Source organism: Kitasatospora sp. NPDC096077 (assembly GCF_040303245.1).
Lineage (GTDB): Bacteria > Actinomycetota > Actinomycetes > Streptomycetales > Streptomycetaceae > Kitasatospora.
Genome location: NZ_JBEOSV010000034.1, coordinates 70,187 through 96,027 on the forward strand (window position 1 = coordinate 70,187; position 25,841 = coordinate 96,027).

The 25,841-nt window shown below is 70.3% G+C and carries 19 protein-coding genes and 1 pseudogene; 11 read left to right on the forward strand and 9 right to left on the reverse strand.

Annotated features, from left to right (window positions below; translation table 11 throughout):
• Positions 1-198: 198 nt before the first annotated feature.
• Positions 199-468, reverse strand: a pseudogene (locus tag ABTZ03_RS44280) (DUF6009 family protein); the annotation flags it as partial.
• 317 nt (positions 469-785) lie between these two features.
• Positions 786-1,427, reverse strand: coding sequence for a PadR family transcriptional regulator (locus ABTZ03_RS26425; protein WP_350515559.1), 642 nt, complete (start codon positions 1,425-1,427; stop codon positions 786-788).
• 108 nt (positions 1,428-1,535) lie between these two features.
• Between ABTZ03_RS26425 and ABTZ03_RS26430 the strand changes: the two genes are divergently transcribed.
• From ABTZ03_RS26430 to ABTZ03_RS26440, 3 genes are all read left to right on the forward strand, one after another.
• On the forward strand, positions 1,536-2,480 hold the full coding sequence (locus ABTZ03_RS26430) for an ATP-binding cassette domain-containing protein (RefSeq protein WP_350515560.1): 945 nt from the start codon (positions 1,536-1,538) through the stop codon (positions 2,478-2,480).
• A 14-nt stretch (positions 2,481-2,494) separates the two neighbouring features.
• The gene (locus ABTZ03_RS26435; RefSeq protein WP_350515561.1) at positions 2,495-3,319 is read left to right on the forward strand and encodes an ABC transporter permease; all 825 of its coding nucleotides are present in this window, start codon (positions 2,495-2,497) and stop codon (positions 3,317-3,319) included.
• Between the two features lie 205 nt (positions 3,320-3,524).
• Positions 3,525-5,918: an ATP-binding cassette domain-containing protein gene (locus ABTZ03_RS26440; protein WP_350515562.1), complete on the forward strand. Its 2,394-nt coding sequence runs from the start codon at positions 3,525-3,527 to the stop codon at positions 5,916-5,918.
• Positions 5,919-6,444: 526 nt separating this feature from the next.
• Here the strand turns inward: ABTZ03_RS26440 and ABTZ03_RS26445 are convergent.
• Positions 6,445-6,867, reverse strand: coding sequence for an AfsR/SARP family transcriptional regulator (locus ABTZ03_RS26445; RefSeq protein WP_350515563.1), 423 nt, complete (start codon positions 6,865-6,867; stop codon positions 6,445-6,447).
• A gap of 1,295 nt (positions 6,868-8,162) precedes the next feature.
• Between ABTZ03_RS26445 and ABTZ03_RS26450 the strand changes: the two genes are divergently transcribed.
• The 3 genes from ABTZ03_RS26450 to ABTZ03_RS26460 all read left to right on the forward strand — a co-directional run bounded on the left by ABTZ03_RS26450 (position 8,163) and on the right by ABTZ03_RS26460 (position 11,496).
• Positions 8,163-9,452: a helix-turn-helix domain-containing protein gene (locus tag ABTZ03_RS26450; protein ID WP_350515564.1), complete on the forward strand. Its 1,290-nt coding sequence runs from the start codon at positions 8,163-8,165 to the stop codon at positions 9,450-9,452.
• Positions 9,453-9,593: 141 nt separating this feature from the next.
• On the forward strand, positions 9,594-11,321 hold the full coding sequence (dnaB, locus tag ABTZ03_RS26455) for a replicative DNA helicase (protein WP_350515565.1): 1,728 nt from the start codon (positions 9,594-9,596) through the stop codon (positions 11,319-11,321).
• Between the two features lie 37 nt (positions 11,322-11,358).
• Entirely contained in the window at positions 11,359-11,496 is a 138-nt protein-coding gene (locus ABTZ03_RS26460) for a hypothetical protein (RefSeq protein WP_350515566.1), read from the forward strand.
• Between the two features lie 74 nt (positions 11,497-11,570).
• Here ABTZ03_RS26460 and ABTZ03_RS26465 read toward each other — a convergent pair whose 3' ends face one another.
• The 6 genes from ABTZ03_RS26465 to ABTZ03_RS26490 form a co-directional block, all read right to left on the reverse strand.
• Complete coding sequence (locus ABTZ03_RS26465) at positions 11,571-12,269, reverse strand: restriction endonuclease (protein WP_350515567.1); 699 nt, start codon at positions 12,267-12,269, stop codon at positions 11,571-11,573.
• A 57-nt stretch (positions 12,270-12,326) separates the two neighbouring features.
• Entirely contained in the window at positions 12,327-12,521 is a 195-nt protein-coding gene (locus ABTZ03_RS26470) for a hypothetical protein (protein WP_350515568.1), read from the reverse strand.
• Between the two features lie 314 nt (positions 12,522-12,835).
• Positions 12,836-14,740: a TniQ family protein gene (locus ABTZ03_RS26475; RefSeq protein ID WP_350515569.1), complete on the reverse strand. Its 1,905-nt coding sequence runs from the start codon at positions 14,738-14,740 to the stop codon at positions 12,836-12,838.
• 3 nt (positions 14,741-14,743) lie between these two features.
• Positions 14,744-16,009, reverse strand: a complete 1,266-nt coding sequence (locus ABTZ03_RS26480; protein WP_350515570.1) for an AAA family ATPase — start codon at positions 16,007-16,009, stop codon at positions 14,744-14,746.
• A complete protein-coding gene (locus ABTZ03_RS26485; protein ID WP_350515571.1) occupies positions 16,006-18,267 on the reverse strand; it encodes a transposase in 2,262 nt (753 codons plus the stop codon). Before ABTZ03_RS26485 ends, ABTZ03_RS26480 begins: the two co-directional genes overlap by 4 nt.
• Positions 18,267-19,079: a TnsA-like heteromeric transposase endonuclease subunit gene (locus ABTZ03_RS26490; RefSeq protein WP_350515572.1), complete on the reverse strand. Its 813-nt coding sequence runs from the start codon at positions 19,077-19,079 to the stop codon at positions 18,267-18,269. Before ABTZ03_RS26490 ends, ABTZ03_RS26485 begins: the two co-directional genes overlap by 1 nt.
• 534 nt (positions 19,080-19,613) lie before the next feature.
• On the opposite strand from ABTZ03_RS26490, the gene ABTZ03_RS26495 reads away from it, so the two are divergent.
• The 5 genes from ABTZ03_RS26495 to ABTZ03_RS26515 all read left to right on the forward strand — a co-directional run bounded on the left by ABTZ03_RS26495 (position 19,614) and on the right by ABTZ03_RS26515 (position 25,763).
• A complete protein-coding gene (locus ABTZ03_RS26495) occupies positions 19,614-21,719 on the forward strand; it encodes a hypothetical protein (protein ID WP_350515573.1) in 2,106 nt (701 codons plus the stop codon).
• Complete coding sequence (locus ABTZ03_RS26500) at positions 21,716-22,195, forward strand: hypothetical protein (RefSeq protein ID WP_350515574.1); 480 nt, start codon at positions 21,716-21,718, stop codon at positions 22,193-22,195. Before ABTZ03_RS26495 ends, ABTZ03_RS26500 begins: the two co-directional genes overlap by 4 nt.
• Positions 22,196-22,417: 222 nt before the next feature.
• On the forward strand, positions 22,418-24,865 hold the full coding sequence (gene tap / locus ABTZ03_RS26505; RefSeq protein WP_350515575.1) for a telomere-associated protein Tap: 2,448 nt from the start codon (positions 22,418-22,420) through the stop codon (positions 24,863-24,865).
• A gap of 92 nt (positions 24,866-24,957) precedes the next feature.
• The gene (gene tpg, locus ABTZ03_RS26510; protein ID WP_350515576.1) at positions 24,958-25,503 is read left to right on the forward strand and encodes a telomere-protecting terminal protein Tpg; all 546 of its coding nucleotides are present in this window, start codon (positions 24,958-24,960) and stop codon (positions 25,501-25,503) included.
• Positions 25,504-25,613: 110 nt separating this feature from the next.
• The gene (locus ABTZ03_RS26515) at positions 25,614-25,763 is read left to right on the forward strand and encodes a hypothetical protein (protein WP_350515577.1); all 150 of its coding nucleotides are present in this window, start codon (positions 25,614-25,616) and stop codon (positions 25,761-25,763) included.
• Positions 25,764-25,841 lie beyond the last annotated feature (78 nt).

Genomic DNA, 25,841 nt, shown 5'->3' on the forward strand with positions numbered 1-25,841 from the left:
CCTTTCCGTTGGACCAAACCGCCCGTGAGTAAAGAAATATATAGGGAGAACCATTTCTTTACCATCCCCTTGACAAACAAAGCGATCTCCTAGCGCATGCACGCCGAGCTCACTCGTCGGCCTGCCGGCTCCCGCTACTGCCGGGAAGGACGGCCTCCACTGAGGTGCCCCCGCGGGGGGCCACGGCAGCAGCCCCCGCATCCCCGAGGACATGGGGCCGCTTTCCGACCGCTCGGTCTTGGACCCCTTGGTGCCCGGTGCCGGAGTTCGGGCATCCACGACCTCCGCCGGCGGCCCTTGGCGTACAGCCCGTCAGGAGCGGCGTCCCGGGCCGTGCGGAAGCAGTCAGAACACTCGTCGCCGGAACGTGCCGGAGGAACGGGACGGCTTGGCCGTCGGACCCAGCAGGACGTACCCGACCATCCGGCCGTCGCGGTGGTACGCCGGCCTGCCGTGCCGGGTCGGCAACCAGTGTTCGACCTCAGAGGTCGTTTTCTCCTTAACTACCCATATGTGAGGTGGTTCTTGGTCCCCCGAGCTGTGGCACGAAAGAGGCGGCAGATGTAGCTGGGGCCTACGGGGCGGGTGCGGTGGCGGGTGGGACGGGATGCAGTTTGCGCCTGTCTCATCTCAGGACGTCCGGCGGGCGCCGCGGCTGTGTGCTTCGGCCGTCATCGCCGTACGCCTGGGCGCACTCGGTTCGCAGCAGTACGCCGGAGATACGCCATCGCGACACCCGTATCCGAGTGATCTGTCCGATGCCCGCAACGGGAGAAAACGATCTCTCAGTAGTGGAGGTCCTCGGGATGGGGCTCAGCGGCGAACGGGTTCGGCTCGCCCTCCGCGAGCACCCCCACGAACGGTTCGCCCTCCCCCGCGAAGGTGTATGCGCCGTCCTCGACCCGCCCGATCAGGCTGTGCGTCCATTCCGCCTCGCTGTCGGCCGAGTGCACCCACATGTTCATGATCTCGCCGATGTGCCCGAGCTGTTCGGGGCCGTTCTGCGGCATGTAGTACTCCGTGACCCCGGCTCGCCACCGTTCGAGCCCCGCGATCCGTTCCTTGAGGAGCGCGACGGCCTCATCCCGAGGCAGGTCGACGATGAACCCGAGCCCGGCCGAGAGCATGTCTATCTTCTGGTCGTACGAGGTCAGGGCCTCGCGCAGTAGATCGAAGTACTCCGCGGTGCCCTTGTCGGTGATCTCGTACTCGACGCGGGGCGGGCCGCCGACGGCGCTCGGTGCGACCTCGTGTGCGACGAGGAGTCCCTGCTTCGCCATCTGCTTGAGCGCGTGGTAGATCGAGCCCGGCTTGGCGGTGGACCACTCGTGGGCCCCCCAGAACTCCAGGTCGTTGCGCACCTGGTAGCCGTGCGCCCGTCCGTGCTGACGGACGGCGCCGAGGACCAGTAGCCGGATCGCAGACATGAGTGGATCCTTCCTCATCAAGTCAGAGTAATCAAATTTGACCAGCCGCGGGAAACGGGCTACCTTCCTAGCTTAGTCAAGTTTGATTAGTGGCTGGAGGGGAAGGCTGTGACTGACCACGATCTGGCGATCGTCGTCGAGGGCCTGCGGAAGAAGTACGGGGACAAGCAGGCTCTCGACGGCCTCGACCTCACCGTCCGCAGCGGAACCGTCCAGGGGATTCTCGGCCCGAACGGCGCCGGCAAGACCACGACCGTCCGCATCATGTCCACGCTGCTGCGCCCTGACGAGGGCCGGGTCGAGGTGGCGGGGATCGACGCCAGGACCCGCGCTGGCGAGGTGCGCTCGCGGATCGGGCTGCTCGGCCAGAACGCCGCCGTCGACGAGGAGCTCAGCGGCCGGCAGAACCTGGAGATGTTCGGCCGCCTGTACCACCTGGGCGCGCGCCGCGCGAGCACCCGGGCCGAGGAGCTCCTCACCCGGTTCGGACTCGAAGACACCGGAACGAAGGCCATCAAGCAGTACAGCGGCGGGATGCGGCGACGCCTCGACCTGGCGGCCTCCCTCATCTCCGAACCGCAGGTGCTCTTCCTGGACGAGCCCACGACCGGGCTTGATCCCCGCGGCCGCACGGAGGTGTGGAACGCGGTGCGCTCGCTGGTCAGTAGCGGCACGACGGTGCTGCTGACCACGCAGTACCTGGAGGAGGCCGATCAGCTGGCTGACCAGATCGCGGTGATCAACCACGGGAAGGTCATCGCCCAGGGCACGGCGGACGAGCTGAAGACCAGGACGGGCGGCGACCGCATCGACGTGGTCCTGCACGACACGGGCCAGCTGGCCCGGGCGGCCTCGCTGCTGCCCGGGGAGGCGACCGTGGACGAGGACCGTCGGCTGGTGAGCGCCTCGGTCAACGACCGGATCGCGGCGCTGACCGAGACCGTGCGGGCACTGGAGGCGGCCGGAATCGTGGCGGAGGACATCGCGGTGCGGCGGCCGACGCTCGACGAGGTCTTCATGCACCTGACGAAGACGGAGGCGGACGCGGCATGACCACGGTCCAGAGTATGAAGGCGACCCGCGGTACGGAAACCGCCGGCGGCACGGGTTCGAAGCTGGGCTGGGCGGCAGCCGACTCCTGGACGATGACCAGGCGCGAGCTGGCCCACTGGGCACGGCAGCCCGTGCAGGTGGTCGTCGGGCTGGTCTTCCCGGTGATGATGCTGCTGATGTTCAGCTACCTGATCGGTGGCGGCCGGGGCATCGAGGGGAATTTCAAGGACTACCTGGTGCCCGGCATGCTCACCATGACGATGGCCTTCGGCCTCGAGTCCACGATGCTCTCCGTCACCCAGGACCTGGGCAAGGGGATCATCGACCGGTTCCGCTCGATGCCGATGGCCTCCGGTGCGGTCCTGGTCGGGCGGAGCATCGCGGACATGCTCCAGTCGGTGGTCGGGCTGATCGTGATGATCGCGGTCGGCTACGCGATCGGATGGCGCTGGCACGGGGATTTCTCCTCGTTCCTGGGCGCGGTGGGACTGCTGTTGCTGCTGCGGTTCGCGATGCTGTGGGTCGGCATCCACCTGGCCATGGTCGCGGGCAAGCCGGAGATGGTGCAGGCGGTGCAGATCCTGGTGTGGCCCGTCAGCTTCCTCTCCAACGCCATCGCCACCCCGGGGTCGATGCCGTCCTGGCTGGGCGCGATCGTGGAGTGGAACCCGATGTCGGCGACGGCCACAGCAGTGCGCGGCCTGTTCGACAACCCGGGCGCGGCGGGTGACTCCTGGGCCGCGACGCACGCGGAACTGCTCGCGGTGGTGTGGCCGGTGGCCCTGGTGGCGGTGTTCTTCCCGCTGGCAGTGGGTCGGTTCAGGGCCCTGAGCCGCTAGCGGACACGGCTCCGCCCCCGGGCCGAGGCGTTTCGGCCGGGAACGGAGCTTCCCCGTGGTCTGCGGTGAGCCGGTTCCTCGGTTGCACCGCGGACCACGGGGAGCCGGAGAGCGCAGAAAAAACCGCGCCGCGACGGCGGCCCGGGCGGCCTCGCGCGAACGTCACGGCCGCGATCCGTACAACAGTTTTGGAGAGACCACGAGCATGGCCCCGAGGACGCACACCCCCCACGCGCAGTCGTCTGCGCCGCACGCTGCCGACAGCCACGACCTGATCCGCGTGCTCGGCGCGCGGGAGAACAACCTCAAGGACGTCAGCATCGAGATCCCCAAGCGTCGGCTGACGGTGTTCACCGGCATCTCCGGCTCGGGCAAGAGCTCGCTGGTGTTCGCCACCATCGCCGCGGAGTCCCAGCGGCTGATCAACGAGACCTACAGCACGTTCGTGCAGGGCATGATGCCCACCCAGGCGCGCCCCGAGGTCGACGTCCTCGAAGGGCTGACGGCCGCGATCATCGTCGGCCAACAGCGAATGGGCTCCGACCCGCGCTCCACCGTCGGCACCGCCACCGACGCCAATGCCATGCTGCGCATCCTCTTCAGCCGCCTCGGCACACCGCACGTCGGCCCGCCCAGCGCCTTCTCCTTCAACGTCCCCACGATGAAGGGGAGCGCTTCGATCACCGTCGAGGGCGGCAACAAGAAGGCGGTCCAGGCCGACTTCAACCGCACCGGCGGCATGTGCGCCCGGTGCGAGGGCCGCGGCTCGGTCTCCGACATCGACCTCACCCAGCTCTACGACGACGGCAAGTCGATCTCCGAGGGCGCGTTCACCATTCCTGGCTGGAAGGTCGACAGCTGGTGGACGGTCGGCGTCTACGCCAACTCGGGCTTCCTCGACCCGGACAAGCCGATCTGCAAGTACACCGAGGAGGAGATGCAGGACTTCCTGTACCGGGAGCCGACCAAAGTCAAGGTCAACGGCGTCAACGTCACCTACGAGGGCCTGATCCCCAAGATCCAGAAGTCCATGCTGTCCAAGGACAAGGACGCGCTGCAGCCACACATCCGGGCATTCGTGGACCGGGCGGTCACCTTCACCACCTGCCCGGACTGCGAGGGCACCCGGCTCAGTGAAGGAGCACGCTCCTCGAAGATCGCGGGCATCAGCATCGCCGACGCCTGCACGCTGGAGATCCGGGACCTGGCGGAATGGGTCCGCGGCCTGGACGAGCCCTCGGTGGCCCCGCTGCTCGCTTCGCTCCAACAGACCCTAGACTCGTTCGTCGAGATCGGCCTCGGCTACCTCTCGCTCGACCGCCCCTCGGGCACGCTCTCCGGCGGCGAAGCGCAGCGGGTCAAGATGATCCGCCACCTCGGCTCCTCGCTCACCGACGTCACGTACGTGTTCGACGAACCCACCACCGGCCTGCACCCGCACGACATCCAGCGGATGAACGACCTGCTGCTGCGCCTGCGTGACAAGGGCAACACGGTGCTGGTGGTGGAGCACAAACCGGAGGCCATCGCCATCGCCGACCACGTGGTCGACCTCGGCCCCGGCGCCGGCACGGCGGGCGGCACCGTTTGCTTCCAAGGACCCCTGGACGGACTCCGCGCCTCCGACACCGTCACCGGCCGCCACCTCGACGACCGGGCCGTCCTCAAGGACCAGGTCCGCAAGCGTATTGGCGCGCTGGAGATCCGCGGCGCCACGTCGCACAACCTCCGCGAGGTCGACGTCGACATCCCGCTCGGCGTGCTCACCGTCGTCACCGGTGTCGCCGGTGCCGGAAAGAGCTCGCTCGTCCACGGGTCGATCCCAGCGCGCGAGGGCGTGGTCTCGATCGACCAGAGCCCGATCCGCGGTTCGCGCCGCAGCAATCCGGCGACTTACACGGGCCTGCTCGAACCGATCCGCAAGGTCTTCGCCAAGGCCAACGGTGTGAAGCCCGCGCTGTTCAGCGCCAACTCCGAGGGCGCGTGCCCCACCTGCAACGGCGTGGGCGTCATCTTCACCGACCTGGGCGTGGTGGCCGGGGTCTCCAACCCTTGCGAGGACTGCAACGGGAAGCGGTTCCAGGCTTCTGTGCTGGAGTACCGTCTCGGCGGCCGTGACATCAGCGAGGTGCTCGCGATGTCGGTGACCGAGGCGGAGAGGTTCTTCGGCTCGGGCGAGGTCCGCACCCCGGCCGCGCACAAGATCCTGGAACACCTCGCGGACGTCGGCCTCGGCTACCTTACCCTCGGCCAGCCCCTTAACACCCTGTCCGGCGGCGAGCGCCAACGCCTCAAGCTGGCAACGCACATGGGCGACAAGGGCGGCATCTACGTCCTCGACGAGCCGACCACCGGCCTGCACCTCGCGGATGTCGAGCAGCTCCTCGGCCTGCTCGACGGGCTCGTCGACTCCGGCAAGTCGGTCATCGTCATCGAGCACCACCAGGCGGTCATGGCACACGCCGACTGGATCATCGACCTCGGCCCCGGCGCGGGCCACGACGGCGGCCGGGTGGTCTTCGAAGGCACCCCCGCCGACCTGGTCGCCGCCCGCTCCACCCTCACGGGCGAGCACCTGGCGGACTACGTCGGAGCCTGAAGGACGCCGCTGCATGACCCTGTCCCCTCACATATGCCGGCCCAGGGTGCGGACCCACCGCTCCCACAGCCGGGTCACGGGGTGATGGGGTTGTCCGACGGGTGGCCGAGCCCCTGGTGCGGCCGCCCGTCACCCTCGCCCTCGCCTTCGGCTCCACGGCCTACGACCTCGGCGTCCGGGCCCTCCGGCGCCGGAACATTTGACGGCGGACTACCAGCACAGGGAATCCGCCCGGCGCTGCTGGTGCACCCTGGTCACCACCCACCAACTCCCCAACTGACGCTGGGCCAGCTCGCGCGGCTCGCCCAGCGCGGAGTCGAGTGGCGTAGCCGCCCGGCCCAGCCGGGCGTTGTCGTTAGCCGACGGTAGGCTGCCGAAGCCCTGAGAAAGCACTGGAAGGCCGTCACCTACGGGTGGCGGCCTTCCGGCTTCTACCGCGTCGCATTCCTCGGCAGGTCCGCTGCGTTCGCGGGATTGTCCGCAACCAGGATGGAGAGCTCTGGGACGAGGGGCGGTGACGGCCGAGCTACAGTCGCAGCCCGGCGTATGCCTCGTGGACGTCCAAGCACAGTTCCTTCAGCCAGCCGGCTTCCTGCTCGACACGGGGACCGGTGACTCCCTCTAGGGCACGGCCACGCCAGAGCGCCTCGGCATATGCGTCGCAGACCTCTGTGTTTTTGCCGCTGCGGGCCCGCTCGCGGGCCTGGCCAACCGTGTTGTCGAAGGCAGCCACGTTGATGCGGTGTCCGAACGGGTTGAGGGCGTAGCCAGGGTGGTGCATGGTGATCAGCGCACTGTCTTCCGCAACCCCCCTTGAACGCCTTGCGCAGACCGGCGATGCAGATAGCGATCTGGCTACGGGCCGTAGTGGGTGCGCCGGAGGGCCAGACCAGACGGCGTCGATGACGCTATCCACGGACACGATCCGGTCGGACGACAGCAACAGCATGGTGAGCACCGTCCGCTGACGTGCTCCGCCGAGGTGACCGGAGCTCCGTCAATCTGTACATCGAGTGGCCCCAACAGTCTGAACAGGACCTCTCGCATTGGTTTGCCCCCTGAGAGTGCTGGCAGCGCGCCCCCGCGCGCCTGTCCATAAGATCACGCACGACCTCGGCGGCTCAACTTTGCGCAGCATGGGGGATCACTTGAACCTTCTATGACTCTACGGTCTGGCGCTCTCGCCAGATCGTAGCCACTGTCGGCGGTAGTCCTTCTGCTTGGTCATCTCCCGACTTCGCGGAGAAACTTTACCCCCCATGAGTCCAATCTGTCTGATTTGTGCGTGTTTGAGTGCGAAGTATTCGGCCGTCGGCGATTGCGATCCGGTCAACTCCGAGGGCGGCGTTGAAGATTCATGCCAGTTCGTCAGCTGCCAGTCCTGCCGGTTCCTACGATCGCCTGCATATAGTGGTTCGAGGGGGAATCGAGGGGGAATATTGTGGCCTGCATGCCTGAACAACGACACAGCTCCGCTGGCGGCCGTCAGATGCGATGTGTCAGGCCGAATGCCTTGTCGGCGGCAGCAGCGGCCTTCGTGGCTGTGATCGGGACACGTTCGGCCGCCGGCATGTGTGCGGATACTTGTCTCTACGGTCAGATGGGCAGTCACTCGGTCCACATGGGCTGCACGCCCACGGCCGCAGCCCGAATGCGGCCGTGGGCGCCAGGACGGAAACAGGCCGAAGCGCCGCTCGAACCTGCGGCAACGGACAAGGTACTGCGCATGGCAGCTGGTTCTCTCCTGTCGCGGGAAGGCCTTGAGGCAGCCCCGAGGTGTCCACGGCCCCGGCATTCGTCATGGAGATAGCAGAACAGCGCGAAGGAGGGCAAATGCCGCCGCAGGCTTGATGGGCCAGTAGGCAGGGGCGCGCCCTGAAAGCGGCCTTACCAATGCGGACAGTCCCTAGGCTCACTTGGTACCCCAGGGCACCACACCAGTCCAGAAAATGCGAAAGCGGCCCAAGATTGGCGTCTTCGGGGCCGCTATCGCTTCCAGCGCTGCATCGTCACGACGGTACCAGCCATACCCGTCCACAGGCGAGAGACACCTGCCACTCGTCCTGGTTGGCCGATTCCTGCTATCCACCACGTGACGGCGCTCCATCCGAGAGGTAGCGCCAGTTTGTTTGGCATCGTTACACCGCTTCCCGAGTGTGTCGCCCCGCTCTTCACTGTCCCCATCACGGCTGCCATCCAGGCCAGCCTGGTCCTGGTGCCCGCCACCGGATCGGAGGTGGCTCGATGAGTTTCCTGCCCGTCGAGTGGGCCGCGGAGCACTCACCCGTGTCGGACCCGTACGAGCGCCTAATCCTGATCTCCCTGGCCCGTCGCGCGAACAGCGACGGGACTGACGCCTACCCGTCGCGCAACACGCTGGCGCGGTCCGGCCTGTGCGATAAGTCGACGGTGACCCGCCGCCTGAACGCGATGGAGGCCCGTGGCCTTATCCGCGAAGGTGACCAGCGGGCCGCGTTCCGGATTGCCGCGGACTTCCGACCCAAGGTCTACGACCTGATGATCCCCTTCTCCTTCTACAGCCCCGACCAGATGGAGAAGGTCAACCAGGAGCGCATCGACCGAGGCCTGGCCCCGCTGTGCGCCAAGGACCGGCCGGATCTGGGGCCCGCACCGGCTAAGAAGACCCGAGCAGACAAGGGGACGAAACGGCCCAAGAGGGCCGCGCGGAATCCCCCTTTGAGTATCGCGAGCGAGGAGGGGGGTGCTTCAAGCACCCCCCTCCTCGAAAGGCCCTGTTTGACCGAGTTTGCCCCAGGTGCTTCAAGCACCCAGGTGCTTGAAGCACCTACCCCGGGTGCTTCAAGCACCCCAACTCTGTCCTTTAACTCTGTCCCCTCTACTTCTCCTGACGTTCTGGCGAATGAGACCGCCCCAGAGCCTTCCGCTGAGACGAAGAAGAAGATCCACGACAGGAACAGCACCAACGATCAGGCCGCGCCCCAGGATGAGTCCGCTTCGGCTGCTCCGGCCGACGAGCTGTCGCAGGAGGTTCGCCAGATCATGACGGCTTGGTCTGAAGCCCGTATGGCTGCCGGAGTCGGTCCACACCGTCGGTCGGGCGCATTGGGGGAGTTCCAGGTGTCGGCGGCTGCTCTGGTGCGGTCCGGTAAGTCGGTGGAGTGGCTGATCTCGGTGGCGCGGTGGATGGCTGCAGAGAAGCCCGCCTGGGTGGGCCTGGGGGAGGCGTCGAAAGCGCAGTACGCCGGTGCCCCGGCCGAACCGATGGCGCGGTCCGTGCCGCGTCAGCCGGTGGACCCATGTCCGTCACACCCGAGCCTGGAGGCCAACGGATGCCGCCATTGTGCGGCGGACGAGATCGTCGACCGGCAGCGTCGTGAGCTGGACGCGCAGCGCGGTATCGACGACGAGTCCGCCCGCCAGGCCCTGGCCGCGTTGATCCAGCGGGGCAAGAAGCCGCGGACGGTCGCTGACCGCAGCCGGGACGCGGCGCTCCATCAGGCCGAGGAGGCCCGCCGGCAGTCCGCCAGGCGTGCCGATTTCCTGGCCGGCTGACTGCTTCCGGACAGTGCGACGGCCGCCGGTCAACCCTGCCAGGCCCCGGCGGCCGTCCGATCCCAAAGAGAGATCACGTTGAACGTACCCGACGAGAACACCACGAGTCCCGAGTCGGCACCGCAGGTAGTTGCGGCCGGGATGGATGAGCACGACTGGATCCACCTTGAGCCCGATGACGACTTCGGGCTGGCCCCCGAGTCCTCCATCGCCACACCTCGTGCCGGGTTCGGACGCCCCGGCCCGCGCCTCGGCCGCGCCCGCCGTCCCCGCTCCCACAGCCGGACCGTCGCCAACGGCGGCACCAAGATCGAGGGCGAGAACAGCGCGGACGAGTTGGAAAGGGTTCCCCCGCAGGACCTGGCGGCCGAGCAGTCCGTGCTGGGCGGCATGCTGCTGTCCAAGGACGCCATCGCCGACGTGGTCGAGGTGCTCAAACCGACCAACTACTACCGGCCCGCCCACGAGATGATCCACGGCGCGATCCTCGACCTGTACGGGCGCGGCGAGCCGGCCGACCCGATCACCGTGGCCGGCGAGCTCACCAAGCGCGGCGAACTCGCCCGGGTCGGCGGCGCCTCCTACCTGCACACCCTGGTCAACTCCGTCCCGACCGCGGCCAACGCCGAGTACTACGCCCAGATCGTCGCCGAGCGCGGGGTGCTGCGCCGGCTAGTCGAGGCCGGCACCCGGATCGTCGGCATGGGTTACGCGGCCGAGGGCGACGTGGACGAGATCGTCAACGCCGCCCAGGCCGAGGTCATGGCCCTAGCCGACCAGCGCGCCGACGACGGCGCCGCGCCGCTGATGGATGGCATGGACGTCACCATGGGCAAGGTCGAGGACCGCAAGCACAACAAGGGCAGGATCACCGGTGTGCCGACCGGCTTCGCCGACCTGGACCAGCTCACCCAAGGCCTCCAGGCCGGCCAGATGATCGTCATCGCCGCCCGCCCGTCCGTCGGGAAATCCACACTAGCCCTGGACATCGCCCGCTCTGCCAGCATCACCCACCGCCTCACCACCGCCCTGTTCTCCCTGGAGATGGGCCGCGAGGAGATCCAGCTGCGTGCCGTCTCCGCCGAAGGCCGCGTGGCGCTGCACCATCTGCGCTCCGGCGAGATGACCGACGACGACTGGGTGCGCTCCGGCCGGGCAATCAGCCGCATGACCGACGCCCCGCTGCTGATCGACGACAACCCCGTGCAGTCCGCTCTGTCCATCGCCGCCCGCTGCCGCAAGATCAAGCAGCGCCGCGGCTTGGACCTGGTCATCGTTGACTACCTCCAGCTGCTCCAGGGCGCTGGCCGACGCGCGGAGAACCGCCAGCAGGAAGTCAGCGACATGTCCCGCAACCTCAAACTGCTCACCAAGCAGCTCGGTGTCCCCGTCATCGCGCTCTCCCAGCTCAACCGCGGCCCCGAGCAACGCGCCGACAAACGCCCGATGATCTCCGACCTGCGTGAGTCCGGCTCGATCGAGCAGGACGCCGACGTCGTGATCCTGCTGCACCGCGAGGATGCCTACGAGAAGGACTCCAAGCGCTCGGGGGAGGCCGACCTGATCGTTGCCAAGCACAGGAACGGGCCCACGGCCACGATCACCACCGCTTTCCAGGGCCACTACAGCCGGTTCGTCGACATGACCAGCTACGACGAAGTCGACCGGCACTTCCCCGACGACGACACGTACGAGCCCGACTTCACCCAGATCGGCGCCGTCGCCCCGCAGCCCGCCGACCCCACTGAGTGGAGCCCCAGCACCAACCTGTCTCAGACCTCGGACTCTGACAAGCCCGAGAGGGGCCCTGAGTGCCCCTCAGGGCGCCCAACGACCCCGCTCCCGTCCGCAACCCGGGCGGGGCCGTGATCACCCCGCAGAAGACGATGTAGAGCCCCGCCCCTCCATGGTTCGCCGCCTGGTCGGCGAGGCGCTGGAAGCCCCCGAGGTCACCCCCGACGCCCGGGCCGTAGGCCCTCGCAAGGTCGGCAACGTCGACGCGCGCCGTCGACGAACCATCAAGGCCGTCCCCGACGACGAGTAGAACCCCGGTGAACCCACCTCCCGGCTGCCGGCGCGGCTCGATTGGACGGGAGTGGTTGCTGCCCTGTTGCGCGGTCAGCCGAGGCGACCGTTGCGGGGCTGGGGGATGTGGGGCAGGACGTTCCACAGGGGCTGGTCGCCGGCGGCCCAGTGGGCGAGGGCTGTGCGGTCGACGAGGAGGACTCCTTGTTGGGCGCCCCAGCGGTGGGCGTCGCGGGAGAAGCGGCCGTTGGTGACGACGACGGCGAGGTGGGCGCCGTGGGCGCGTTGGTAGGTGCCGGCGAGGGCGTACAGGACGCCGACGCCCACCGGCTTGCCGCCGACGGGGTCCTGTTTGTGCTTGCACTGCACGGCCCAGCGCCGCCCGGTCGGGTCCTCGGCGAGGACGTCCACGCTCTGGTCGTTGGCCCGTCCGACCTTGCGGGCACGGCAGCCGTCGCGCTGCAGCAGGTCGCGCACCGCGTACTCGAAGCCGTCCGGCGTCATGTGGTCGATCCCGCCCGGGCCGCTGAGCGCCAGGCGCAGATGGGCGGCGCGCAGTCGGTGCTCGCGGGCGGTGCGGGCGCGGCTTCGCAGGACGGCCGCGGCGGCGGCTCCGGCTGCGAGGAGGAGGGCGGCGGGGATCCACCAGTTCGCGGCCAGCCAGCGCAGGACGGCGGCCGCGGTGCTGAACGCTGCGATCGCCAGCAGGCCGTAGGCGAGCCAGGTGGCGTCGTCGCGGCGCGCGGGCCGGCGTCCTCGGCGCCTGCGTGCCGGCGGCCTGCGGCTAGCCACGTGCTGCTCCGGTCCGGTGCACGTCGGTCCTTCCGGGGTGTCGGTGCCAGGGGGCTGTCAGCGGGTGGCGTCGACGGCGATGCCGACGAGCTGGAGGATGGCGTGGCCCCAGGAGGTGGTGGCGATCAGGACGCCGAAGACGACGGCGGTGAAGACGGTGAAGGCCTCGTCGGTGCGGCTGCGGGCGTGGGTGATGCGTCGTAGGCGGGCGATGATCACGATTGCGAGGACCACCGTCGCGCTGATCTGCACTGCCCACCCCCGGGTCTTGGCTGACTCTCTGTGAGGCCCCGGTGACCGAGGGCCTTGCTGCATTCGGGTGAGCATGCCAGAACGCCCGCCGCGCCGGGGTGGTTTCCCGGAAACGGCCGGACGCGAACGAGTGCGCACAGCCCTGCATCGAGCAGTCGAGCTCAATGCCGGACCTTCGGGCGTCAGCCTGATCGGTGTGATGGAGCGCGCTAGTTTGCGAGCGGCTGGGCAGTAGGTGCTGGTCAGTGGGGTGGGGGAGCACGCTGGTTTGCGAGTTCGGAGCGCGGTAGTTTGCGAGGGTGGGGGCGCTTTTATCACTGCGTGTGACGCCAGGGGTTCTCCGGTGCTTGGGCCAGGGTGTCGGCGTGTGCCGCCAGTGTCTTGATGAGCTGCCGGTATCTCCCTGTGGGCGCGCGGGTGGTCAGGGAGTTGATCACGCGGTGTTCTGGTCCGGTGGGGTCGGGGCGGCCGAGGGGGGAGAGCGGGAACTGCATGGCGGGTGCCAGGCGCCATTCGCTGCCGGTGGCCCGGGCCCAGACGACCGCGGACGCGCAGTCGCGCAGGAGCTCGTCCGTGACGGGGTATTTCCCGCGCCGCCTGGGGACGAAGTCGGACTCCTGCTTGATGGTCTCCCAGCTGGCGGCTTGGAGGTGCCAGGTCGCGAGGCGTCTTCGGCGCTCGTGGTAGTCGATCGGGTGGGGGTCGTTCTCGACGTGCTGGGCGAGGCGTTCGAGCGCCTGGGCGAGGTCTTGGCCGTCGCGGAGCTGGGGGAGCCGGTCGAAGGGCAGGACCCGCTTGGCGGGGTCGACGAACCAGGCCGAGGGGATGCCGAGGAAGCGGGCGGCCTCACGCATTGTGCTCGTCTCGGCGGCTTGGACGAGCCGGATGGCGGTCAGCCGCCGCAGTGTCCGGATCGTCTGCGCGTAGGCGGCGCGGTCGCGGCCGAGGAGGACGTCGAGCCAGGCTGTGGGGATCTCCTGGGGGATGTTCTCCGCCCGGTAGCCTCGTCGGCCGAGGACCAGTGGCGACCTGCTGTCCAGGAGATCGGACCAGGACGTTCGTGCTGGCAGGCGCCGGTCGAGAGCGTGCGTAGCCTCGGATCTGACCATCGCCGAGCACGTCGCCAGCTGGCCCCTCCAAGCCTTGCCCCAGCGGGGATGCCGGCGGTCCGGGATGTGCGCCAGCAGGTCGGCCAGCCGGGCGCGGAAGGCGTCCGGCTCCAGTTGAAGGCAGCGGTCGGCGAGGTGGAGGAGGGCTGCGGTGGCCGGCGGCGGGGTGGGCGCGGCGCTGAAGGAGAACGCCGCCCGGTTGCTGTAGCCCCTGGCCCGCTCCTTGGGGTTCATGAGCTGTTCCCGCGCGATGAGGAAGTTGTCCAGGGCCAAGTCCAGTCCGGGCGGCATGTCCGGCTCGGCGCTGTTGGGCCAGGCGGCGAGCACGACCGCGGCGACCGCCCGCAGGTCGGAGAACGTGCTGAAGGCGTCCGAGGGGGCGGCGGCCGGGTCCAGGAGGGCCAGCAGCCTGTTCTGCAGGTCGGCGGTCTCGGCGGTGAGCGGGGGTTGCGCCGGGTAGTGCTCGTGGTGGTCCAGGCGGAGGCTGCAGAGCTCGCGTCGGTGGGGGCCGGGGTGGTTGCGGCACTGGGCGGGATGCAGCCCGCTGCTGGCCGCGGCGGGGACCAGTTGGCGGGGGCCGTCGGGGAAGCCGCCGTGGATCGGCTGCCGGCAGCCCGGGCAGGTCTCGCGCAGGAAGACCTGGTGCCGCGGACAGGCGAAGACGACCGGCAGGTGCCAGAGGAGACTCCAGGCGCCGCCGTGCCGGCGCTGGATCTCGGAGGAGTCGCCGGTGAGGCAGGAGGGGCAGCAGTTGGTGGGGCCGGCCAGGACCCACTGCGGGAACACCCAGCGCGTCCGTTCCTGGCCGGCGCGGACCGGGGCGCCCGCGAGCGGCAGGTAGCGCTCGAGGAGGGGACGGAGGGTCAGCCGCTCGACCTGGTCCTCGCCGAGCTTCGCGGTGCGCGCCAACCTCGACAACGGGAGGGGTTCGAGCGACAGCAGATGCCGGGCTGAGGTGACGGGATAGCCCTCGCGCGGGCTCAGCCCGGTCCGGAAGAACAGGTCGCTGGGGGCGATGTCGAGCCGGTGGCTCAGCCGCAGGAAGAAGCCGGCGAGGCTCTCCTGCGGCAGCGGGACCAGGCTGCGGGGCAGCGGCCGCAGGGCGGTCACCGGTCAGCCCGCCGCGGGTGTGGCCTGGGGGCCGTGGTCGTCGAAGACCGTGTTGCGGCCGCGTGCCCGGCCCGGCCGTGGCTTCGCCGACGCCGGTTCGGCGGCCTGGTCGTGGGCGGCCGCCGGCTCCGCGGGTTCCTCGCGGCCGATGACGATCCCGTCCAGGAGGGCTTCGTCCAGCCTCTCCGTTCCGCTGTCCATGGCCTCTTGGGCGCCGTCGGTGATCAGCCGGCCGAGGATCCCGACGACCCCGCCGGAGCGGCGCATCAGGTACTCGGGCATGGTCCCCGAGGTGAGCATGCCCTTCTTCGCCTTCAGCAGCCGCAGGTGGTTCTCGATGCCCTGCAGGTGGTCGGTGAAGTCCTGGATCGCCTGGGGCGTGTCGTAGCGGAAGTGGTCGAGCTCGACCATCTCGAAGCGGCGTTCGGTCTGGGTGACCTCCAGGCCGTGGACGCGGGCGCTCTCCAGCGGCGGCAGCACCCATTGGCGTGTCCTGGCGTCCCGCCTGGCCTCGCGCAGCAGGCCCAGGCCCGGGATGTTGACCCCGGTCAGGATCAGGGTGACCTGGAAGCCCATCAGCGCGCGGACCAGGTCCAGCACGTCCTGGTCGTCGGCCCGGTGCATGCGGAGCCGGTTGATGTCGTCCAGTACCAGGGCACGGACGCCGTGATCCCGCAGCGAGTCGGCGACCTGCCGGATCAGCTGCGGCAGCGTCATCTTCCGCCGCTCGGTGCTGAAGAAGTTCAGGATCGACTCGCAGAGGCTCTTGGGCGTCGCGGTGACCGGGATCTGGACGAACGCGATCGGCGCGTGCAGGTCCAAGGTGCCCTCGACGCTGGCCGGGTTGAGGTGCTGGTGCAGGTCCAGCCACATGTCCTCGAACGCCGCGCAGACCGAGCTGACCGTGGCGGTCTTCCCGTGGTTGCCCGGACCGCTGACCATGATCCCGGGCAGCGTCGGGGAGCCCTGGTTGAGGGCGTTGCCGTGCAGGCGCCGGTTGATCACCCGGGCGACCTTCGCCGACATCGGCGTCTGCTGCAGCGGCAGGTTCACGTTCGTCAGCCGCCTGAACAGGTCCAGGTCCGCGCGCCGTCCGGGCTCCAGCCGCCCCCACTGGGCGGGGGTGATCCGGGGCGGCGGGACGAGCAGGTGGCGGGTGGCGCGGTAGTGCTGCCAGCCCTCGAAGGTGTCGCGGTGCGGGCGCGGACGCAGGATTATCTCCGCGATCTGGGCCCGGGTCGGGACGCCGGCCAGCGGGTCCTCGCTCACATGCTCTCCTTCGAGGGGCGGTCCTGCGGCAGGTCGGTCACCGGCGGCAGCAGGAACAGCCCGCCTCGGCGCAGGGAGTCGTGCAGCAGCGGCGGTGCGACCGGTTCGCGTCCCGCGGCGGCCTCGCGGCGCCGGCGCCGCGAGGAGTCGACGGCCCGGGCGGCCTCGGAGGCCCGCCCGCCCGACGGGGACGGACCGGCGGCCCTGGCGCGGTCGGCCGCGGCCTGCCCGGCGCGGTCGCTTTCGCGCGAGCGGGCCGCCCGGTCGCGCTTGCGCTCCCGCTTGGCCTGCTGGCTCGGCCACTGGTCGACCGGCGTGGTCGCGCCGAGGAGTTCGACCAGCACCGGCAGGAGTTCCTCGTCCGAGCGCGGGGCGAGCTTGCGGGCCCGGACTTCGGCCAGCAGGGCCTGCGCGCTCGTGTCGGAGAAGGCCGGGACCTCGCCCTCGGGCGGCAGCCCGGTCCAGCGCAGGGTGTGCCAGGTGTCGTGGTCGACGGGGTCCTGGAAGAAGACCTGGCGCCGGTCGCGCCGGTCGCTGTGGACCACCCACTTGCCGGCGTGCTTGCCGCCGCGCTCGGACGGCAGCAGGTAGCGGGGGTCGTCCAGGACCTCGGAGCGGTAGTAGAGCCCGAGGATCTGGACCCCCCGGCGCGGGTGGATCTTGACGTGGTGCTTGCGCAGGACCTTGTAGTAGGACTGCGGCTCGGGGATCTGCAGCGACCATCCGCCCTGCTGCATCGCCGCGGCGAACAGGGAGTTGGGGCTGTGGCCCTCGCCGGGGCCCCAGCAGGGCGCGTACTCGCCCAGGATCCGGTTCTGCCAGATTTTCACGATCCAGCTGGCGATCAGGTTCTCCATCTGGGCCAGCGTCAGCACCGCGTCGCGTTCCGGGTCGGCACCGCGGTCGGCGACGTCGGTGCCGGTGAAGCCCAGCAGGTGCTCGAACAGCAGCGTCTTGACGGCGCCGAAGGCGCGCTCGACGGCGAACTTGTCGCTGGCCCGCAGCGTGCGGGCGGGCAGGATGGTGCAGCCCAGCTCCCGTTCAGCTTCGACCAGGGCGCGGTTCTTGTAGGGGCTGCCGTGATCGGTGGTCACGGTCTCGGGGGAGAAGAAGGGCAGGGCCGCGACCTTGTGGCCGGCGAACTCGGCGATCAGCTCGGCCGGGACGCCGGGGTAGGGCCACTCCATCTCCGCTCCCCAGCCCTCGCGCATCGGCAGGGGCAGCATCACGTCCCGCAGCAGCATCGCGACGTCGATCGAGGTGTCCGACCCCAGAGTGAGGCGGAACGCCGGCAGCGAGTGGGTGAACATGTCCAGGCCCAGGGTCAGCGTCGCCCCCACGGCCTGGCCGAAGACCGTCTCGCGCAGCATGACCGGCAGCGGCGTGGAGTCCAGCGCCAGGACCTGGCCCGGGCGGTGGACCACCAGCCGGGTGCCGACGCCGGCCTGGGCAGCGGCCTCGGCCGAGCGCAGGTAGCGGGTCCGGCCGCCCCCGGGGCCGAACCACTCCGCCCAGACCCGCGCCAGGGTGAAGCGGGACGGGACCTTCTCGGTGGGAAAGTCCCCGAACCTCTCCGCCATGTACTGGTGCAGCAGCCGGTGCTTGGCCCGCATGCTGATCCGGGCCCGGTCCTTGCACTCCTCCCTCACCGCGAAGACCGCCTCCCGGACCTCCTTGGTGACCGCCGGGTGCCCGCCCTGGCGGCGCGTCCACCGGCCGTCCGCGCAGGCCAGCAGCAGACTCCCGCCGCCCGCCAGCGCCAGCGCCGTCAGCCCCTGCAGAGTGCGCAGGCCCAGGCCCTGCAGCCCCAGCCGCGCGGCCTCGTCCGGCGCCATGGCGGCCAGCTCGGCGACCTTCGCCGCCCGGCGCTCGGTGAGCGTGGTGGTGTCCGGGTCGTAGGCGGGCCGCGGCTCGCCCGGCCGGGCGCGGGCGCGGTGGCCGTCACGGAACCCGGTCGCCGCCTCCAGCACGTGCTCGGCCCGGATCCGGGCCCGGGCGAGCTGGTCCTCGGTCAGGTCGGCCACCGACAGCGGCTGAACGGCCCGCGCCAGGCCGCCGGCGTCGTCGGCCTTCCCGGCCGGCCGAAGGTCCGGGTGGTGGACCAGCCAGCGGATCGAGTGCTGCTCGGCCCGTCCTTCGCCGTCGACCAGGACCAGGCGCCCGAACTGCGGCTCGGCCGACTCGACGGTCCACGGCACCCCGTTGAGCAGGAGCCGGCTGCCGGCCGCCAGCTCCAGGCGGCCCCGCCCGCCCGCCATCACCGCACCTCCTCGGGCCCGCCGCCCGGCCAGAGCAGCGAGCCGTCGCCCAGCGGAGAGCCCAGGTCGACCCCGAGCCGGCGGTGCCAGAGCAGGTGGGTGGCGTGCGCGCGGGCCACCACCGGCAGGGTGGTCGACTCGGCGACCTCGCCGAACGGCCGCGGGCCGCCCCGGACCGCGGCGTGCAGCTGCGGCTCGAGTCCGAGCCGGTCGGTCAACGGACGGCGCTGCGAGGACAGGTGGTCCAGCACGCTCCAGACGTGCCGTCGCCAGCCGGTCACCACCGTGTGGGCCCAGCCGCAGGCCTCGGCGGCCTCCCGGGCGGCCGCGAACTTCACCGCGTCCGTGTCCTTGACCAGGCCCTGCGGGCGGACGTCGAAGAGCCAACGGTCGCCGTTCGGCAGCACCGCCAGGAAGTCCGGCGTGTGCCGGGCCCGGCCGTGGACGTGCTCGAAGTCCAACGTGAAGGGCTGCGGCAGCACCTCGGCCACCCGCAGGAAGTCCAGCACGAGCAGCAGCCGCTGTTCCTCCAGCGACTCGAACCCGTGGTGACGGCCGGTGGACACCATGTACTGCAGCCCCGGACGGTGCCCCTGCCGGGCCCGCCAGGTGAAGCCCCGTACCGGCTGCGACGACAGCACCGGCACCCCGGCCATGTCCCGTACCGGCCAGGTCACCTGCCCCTCGCCCACCCGCCACGTCCCGCTCCACCGCCGCGTCCAGCCGTCCCCGAGCCGCAGTCGGCCACGGAACGGCGAGTCGTCGTACGTACAGGCCAGCTCCAGCAGGCCGCACGCATCGGATCGGATCACCGACCGCGTCGAAGCACCCATGCGATCACTCGACCAGCACCCCGTACACGCCGCGCCCGGATCATCGGAAGTGTCCGCAACTCGCCCTGATCTGAACGAGGCTGTGGTGCTTGCTTCTTGAAGCCTGACCGCCCGAGCCCAGGTCAGGCCGCTGTTGCCCGCCACGCGTGCCGGGCCGGGCTGTAAAGGCGGGGACGGGGAACTGACGATGGGTTACCCTGGTAGCTGCCGACGTTCGCGCGTCGGCCGCGTACCGCTCCGGTTATGCAGAACCGCACGTCGCAGGGTTGGACCTGCAGCGTGAAGAGTGGCTGGCGCCCGTCCACGACGGGAGTCCGGGTCCAGATGGCCTGGCCGACCAGCAGCTCGCCTGGCTCTGCGGAACGCCGGTCGGCATGAGAGGCCCCGGACACGAGCCGAGGACTGATCGTGACGACGCTCGCCGCCCCGTGACGGCGCGCAGTGGAGTCCCAGGCATGGTGCCGGGACGGCAGGCTCGGTCTGCAGCGCGCTGGTCCCCCGAAGGGCGAGATCGTGAACACTTTCAGCGACGAGAGCTACAACCTGCCCCCGCTGCTGCGCAAGCCCGACCCGGTGTCCGACCCGGTGTCCGTGGCTCAGCTGCGCGGAGCCCGCAAGGCACTGACCGAAAACCCCGCCAGTCCCCTGGACGACGGCGCGGCCAGCATCGTCACGGCGGGCGCGGTGGACCCGATGCTGCTGCGCAAGATGACCGAGGCGCAGGGAGAAACCGCGGCAGCCGGGCTGCTGATGACCAAGCCCGTCGCTGGCGGCACGCTCTACGCCATCCCGCCGCACCGGCGTTTCCTCGACCTGGACGTACTGCCGGACTTCGTCAACCAGCGGTGGGCCCACAAGGTGCGGACCGCTATGGACGTGGAGTCCTCGGCTGCCGCGCCGATCACCTACGAGACCTTGATCGACGAGGAGAGTGGCAAGCCGCGGGCGGTCTTCGTGGTCCGGATGCCGAACCGCAAGGCGCTGGCGGACGCGGTCACCGAGAGCATGCGTCGGACGTTCTACGCGCAGAACGGGAAGAACGTCTACACCGAGAGCGTGCTCCAGCAGGGCGTCAAGGAGCCGATGACGCTCTTCCTGATGCGCGTGGTGTACGACGACGGCACCCAGGAGACCTTCACCGTCGCCGGAGACGGCAACAGCCGGCTCGTGAGCATGTGGCTGGCCCGCACCGGCGGCGACATCGACGAGGCCGCCGCCGCGTGTGTGGCCGCCGTGATCGGCCCGGTGGACCGCCCCGGGCCCCGCCGCCCGGCCGACCAGCGTGCCGCCCGCACGAAGGTCGCGGAGATGGCCGCCCGCGTCCGCCGCGGCCTGGCCGAACCCACGCTCACCGAGGCGACCCGCCGCGAGGGCCACACCATCACCTTCCCCGCCATGGTGGTCGTCGGCGCGGTCACGGAGGACGGCTCTCCCACGCCCGACCTCGTGGCCGCCCGCGACGACCTCGTCGCCAACCTGCACGTGAACGTCACCGCGTGGACCGAGGGCGCGCAGAACACCCAGGGCATGCAGCGCGTCTACCGCCACGCCCTGCACAACGGACTGATCGACAAGGACACCTACCGGATTCTGCTCGGCGAGGTCGACGCCGAGCAGATGCACCAGCTCCTCGGGCTGCCGCCGCACCGGCTGTGGTCCTCCGCACTCCACCAGCAGACCGTGCTGGCCGGCTACCGCGCCGAACAGATGAACCTGCTCATCAAGCAGGAGTTCGGCATGGGCAAGGCCGACCGCCAGCGCGTCAGCGACCACCTGGCGCCCATGGCGCTGTCCGCGTACCGCAGCTCCGAGCGGATCGAACCCGCCATCCGCGCCTTCGGCAACGGCGGCACGATCACCGACACGGTATGGAAGCAGTCCTGGCAGCTGACTACCGGCGACGACGCCTTCAAGGTGCTCGACGAGATCTTCTTCAAGGCGCTCAACGGCGACGCCGCCGCCGTGGCGGAACTGACGGTGCTGGCCGGGACGGCGGCGATCCTCGACGGGTACATCACCCGCGACCGCGGTTCCAAGGTGGGCGTCACCCGCGAGAGCGGCAAGGCGCCGTTCCGGGCCACCCCGAACAAGCTGCTGGCCATTCTGGCCTCCACCTTCGGCGGCCTGCGCATGCTCCACTCCATCGCGCACGCGCACATCGCGGCCGACCCCGGCACCCTGCCCAAGCGCTACCACACCTACGACCACGAGGTCGACGGCGTGCTCGTGCACGACGGCGACCCGATCCTCGACAAGGTGGGCGCGCTGGTCACCATCGACTACGAGTGGGACCTGGTCTACGCGGCCGACCCCGTCGGTGCCGAGGCCGCCATCGCCGAGAACCGGGCGGCGCTCGGCAAGGACAACACCAAGGACGACGACCAGATGGCCGAGGACACGCGCCAGCGGCGAGTCCTGGAGCAGGGCATCAAGAACGCCCGCAAGGCCGTCAACGCGTTGGCCAAGATGGTGCCGACCCGGGGCCGTGAGGTCTTCGGCAGCCACGAGGGCGTGCAGATGCTGCGCGAGCACCTGCGCAAGGTCGACGAAGTCCTCGTCGCCTACGGCCCCGAGCGGACCGCGGTGCTGGACCTGGACGACGACGGCGACGACGAGTGAGCCCGGCCATCCTGATCCCCCGGCAGATCACCCGCCAACTCTCCCCTGCAGTCAAGAAGTTGGCCCCGTTGCTCAGCCCCGCAGCCTTCACCAGCGACGGCATCCTGCGGGCCGAGCTGACCTGCCGCGCCGCCGTTGCGACGGTCCGGCGGCAGATCACGGCGGCCAGCGCGGTGTACGTCGTCTGGGACGTGCGCGGCCGCTGCCGCTACGTCGGCAGTGTTCACCGCGAGGCACCCACGGCAGTGAGCAACCGGCTTGCTGAGCATCACCAGCACCGCACCGAAGGGGGCATGCGCCGGGAGGAATGGGCCCTGCTGACGGTCCTGCCGATGCGGGGCGACGCCTCACTGCCGGTCGTCCTGGCCACCGAAGGGTGGGCTGCTCGGATTCTCGGCCCGCTTGATGGTGTCGCCCATCCCCAGATTGACCTTGCACGACCGCCGGCGGTGATAGCGGCGGCCATGGGCACCTAGACGCCCTGTAGCCCCATTCCGTAGCTGACAAGGGCCTGTTCCCCAAACGGGAACAGGCCCTTGCGCTACGTGTTCATCTGCTTACTCGCAATCTAGTGTGCACCATTCGCAAACTGCGGTGCTCCATCACATCGGCGTGTGTGCCTCAAACCAGTGATGTGCGTTTCAAAAGTGCGATCCATGGGTGACTTTCAAGCTAGGCTGTAGGTCGGAGGTGGACCTGTGAGTGATGACCTGTTCGCGTCGATCGACGCGCTGCTGGCCCGGCCCCGGCCGGTGGACGACCTGCCGGTGCCCGAGGAGCGGGAACGGCTGCGCAAGGTCGGCGACTACACCCAGGAGGAGCTGGCCGCCGCGTTGAAGACCCGCCGGGAGACGATCGTGCGGTGGGAGGCCGGGACGACCGAGCCCCGGCCGCCGAAGCGCGAGGTGTACATCCGGTTCCTCGCGACGCTGGCGCTCCAGCACGGCACCGTTGAGCCCGCTGAGTGGCTGCGCCGCGCGCAGGCCGCTGGCCTCGTACGCGCTGACGGCGCCCCGTCGCCCGCCGCCACTCCGGCGCCCCCGGCCCCGACACCGGAGACGTTCACCTCCGCCCCGGTGGCCGAGCAGCCGGCCCCGTCCGCGCCGACCGCGCAGGTGGTGATGCTGGACCAGAACCCGGACGGTTCCCTGGTGACGGGGCCGCCGCTGCCGTGTGTGCAGTGCGGGCAGCCGTCGGTCTACCGCGCCCAGGGGATGCCCATGCACCTGGGCGCGTTCTGCCGCCCCACCACCGTCCCCGTGGCCGCGCAGCACCCGGCCGCGGTAGCCGGGCCGGCCGAGCCCGCCACCCCGGTCGCTTCGGTCGCTGCGCCCCGCCCGGCCGCCCCTCCCGCTGCGCAGCGCCGTCCCGGGTCGTCGCGTCCGGCGTCGTCGTCGCGGGCGCGCAAGGCCCCGACGAAGAAGCCGTCCGCGGCGGCTGAGGGGCCGTCGGACTGGGAGCAGGCCGCGGCCGCGCGCTTCCCAGCCGGTCCGCTGGCGGTGCTGGACGTCGCCCCCTCGGGCAAGGCCCTGGCTGCCTACCTCGCCGACGGCACCCTGGCACCGACCGCGCCGACCGGCCGCGCGCTCGCCGATGTCGTGGAGTGGGCGCTGGAGGTGAAGCTCGGCTCGCCCCGGCTCCACCGGCACGGCAAGGACGGCGACGCCCTGGTCGTCCTCACCGACGCAGCCCTCGCCGAGCTCGGCCTGCCCCCGCTCGGGCGGGACGAGAAGAAGGACTTCGTCCAGCGCCTTGGCCAGCTGCCGAAGACCCACAAGGCCGTGAAGCAGATCGAGAAGGCCGGCTGGCTGCTGACCCAGCGCGGCCTCGGGCCGTGGGCCCGGGTCTACCGCACTCCCGAGGACGGCAAGCGCCAGTGCGTGCAGTTGTGCATCCCCGCCTGGGGCGCCCTCGCCTCGGGCGGCTGGCAGATCCCCGACGGCCTCGCCGCCTCCGGCCTGGCCCGCCTGCTCGGCACCTACGCGAAGCGGGTCCTCACCCCGCGCGGCTCCACCGCCGTCTCCGGCCTCGAACTCGTGACCGCACTGCGCCCGCCCACGAAGGCTGTGCGCACCGAGTCCGGCTGGACGTCGGGGCCGGTGGAGGGCTCCCGGCCGAAGCAGTCGTTCGACCCGGCGGTGCCGGAGGTGCTGGACGTGCACCCGCTCGCGCAGGGCCGGGAGATTGGCGGCGCGCTGGTCACCGAGGCGTGGGACTGGCACCGCGAGCTCACCGACACCGAGAAGCGCTCCGCCTGGGCGGTGGGTCTGGACGTCAACATGGCGTTCCTCGCCGCCGCCGGCCGTCTCACCCTGCCGCTGGGCCCGCCCGCCCACGTGGTCAACCCGGTCTTCGACCCGAAGACCCCGGGCTCGTGGCTGGTCGACCTGTCCGGCCTCGACACCGACCCGCGGCTCCCGTCGCCGTTCACCGCGGACGGCTCCCGGCCGACCGGCCCGGCCTGGTACAGCACGGTGAAGGTCGCCTACGCCGTCGAGCTCGGCGCCCGGGTACAGCCCGTCGAGGCGTACCTGCGCCACGAGCACGGCCCCTACCTCGACCCCTGGCACAAGCACCTGCGCCAGGCCTACGTCGACACCATGGCCGCACTCGGCATCCCGCTGAACCTGGCGGACACCGACCCGCTCGCCTTCCTCGACGCCATGGCAGGCCTCAAGACCACCGGCGACCCCGCCGAACTCGCCGTACTGCACGCCATCAAGCAGACCGCCAAGGGCACCATCGGCAAGATGCGCGAACGCCCCCGCGGCCACGGCTACAAGCCCGGCGAACGCTGGCCGGCCCTGGAACGCCCCACCTGGGACCCGCTCATGCGCGCCCTGGTCATCGACACCGCCACCGTCAACCTCCACCGCAAACTCCGCAAGATGGCCGCCGACACCGGCCTCCACGCCTTCGCCGTCCTCTCCGACTGCGCCGTCTTCGCCGCCCCCGGCCCCGGCGCCCTCGACATCCTCACCAAGCCCGACGCCACCCTCACCACCTCGCTGCGCCTCGGGGTCTCGCCAGGGATGGTGAAGTTCGAGGGTTCCCGGCCGATGGCCGAGATCGCCGAGCTGCTCGCCGACGACACGAACCCGGCAAGGCACATCAAGACCGGCGGCATCGTCTCCGCCGACGAGTAGTCACCCTTCGGCCCGCCGTGCCGCTCGGCGGGCCGCCTACCGATGACCACCCGCAGTGGCCGCCGCTCTCGGCGGCCGGGAAGGAGAGCAGTGTGAGCCGGGAGATCGACGAGGGCCTAGAGCGGGCCGAGCGCACCAAGCCGATCCCGCAGTCCACCGCCGCCCGGATGCGCTTCCTACTCAAGGGCGCCAAGGGCTCCACCAAGCAGCTCGCCCAGGACCTCGGCGTCTCCCAGCGCACCGTGCAGCGCTGGCTCAAGGGCCAGGGCACCCCGAAGCCGGCCGCGGCGAAGGCCATTGAGCAGAAGGTCCGCGCTGGCTGGCAGCCGCGGGTGAAGCAGCGGGTGCGCCGCGGCGCCGAGAAGAACGGCTTCATGCTCCACATCCAGGCGACGTTCGGCTACTCGGCGGCCGGCGGTTCCACGGACGACCCCCGCCCCCGGATGATCACTCAGAAGATGCCCGGTGAGGTGGCCCAGCGGCTGTACGAGGCCCGGGACGCCGGAGCCGGCCAGGACGAGCAGGAACGGATCCTCGCGGAGGGCCTGCGCGAGTACTACTTCAAGGACACCGGGCGCCGCGGCCGTGGCCTCGACGTCGAGCTCAACGACGTCGCCTGGATGGACATGGAGTTGTAGAACCACCCGCCGGCGGCCCCGTGTCGCCGAAAAACACAAGTCCCGGCCGCTGAAAAGGGCGGCCGGGACTTTTTCATGCCCCACCACCGAAATTCGTCCGGAGGAAAGCCATGGAATCCCACAACAGCGGCGAGCAGCGGTTCCGGCTGCCGGTGCGCCGCGACCAGGACGGAACCCTGGTGGTCCCGGCCGACTACGTCACCGGCCTGCTGCGCGGCATCGCCGCCACCTGGCAGGACTGGGTGGCTTCGTTCACGTGAAGTAGCAGCGATTGGTCAGCGGTTTGGGCAGCATTTGGCGATCTTGAACGCTGCGGATGTTCACCAGAAATGACGTCG

Coding starts and splice junctions, on each gene's coding strand:
- ABTZ03_RS26425 (WP_350515559.1), bottom strand. CDS start 1,427: ATGTCTGCGATCCGGCTACTGGTCCTCGGCGCCGTCCGTCAGCACGGA.
- ABTZ03_RS26435 (WP_350515561.1), top strand. CDS start 2,495: ATGAAGGCGACCCGCGGTACGGAAACCGCCGGCGGCACGGGTTCGAAG.
- ABTZ03_RS26440 (WP_350515562.1), top strand. CDS start 3,525: ATGGCCCCGAGGACGCACACCCCCCACGCGCAGTCGTCTGCGCCGCAC.
- ABTZ03_RS26445 (WP_350515563.1), bottom strand. CDS start 6,867: ATGCTGTTGCTGTCGTCCGACCGGATCGTGTCCGTGGATAGCGTCATC.
- ABTZ03_RS26450 (WP_350515564.1), top strand. CDS start 8,163: ATGAGTTTCCTGCCCGTCGAGTGGGCCGCGGAGCACTCACCCGTGTCG.
- dnaB (WP_350515565.1), top strand. CDS start 9,594: ATGGATGAGCACGACTGGATCCACCTTGAGCCCGATGACGACTTCGGG.
- ABTZ03_RS26460 (WP_350515566.1), top strand. CDS start 11,359: ATGGTTCGCCGCCTGGTCGGCGAGGCGCTGGAAGCCCCCGAGGTCACC.
- ABTZ03_RS26485 (WP_350515571.1), bottom strand. CDS start 18,267: ATGGCGGGCGGGCGGGGCCGCCTGGAGCTGGCGGCCGGCAGCCGGCTC.
- ABTZ03_RS26515 (WP_350515577.1), top strand. CDS start 25,614: ATGGAATCCCACAACAGCGGCGAGCAGCGGTTCCGGCTGCCGGTGCGC.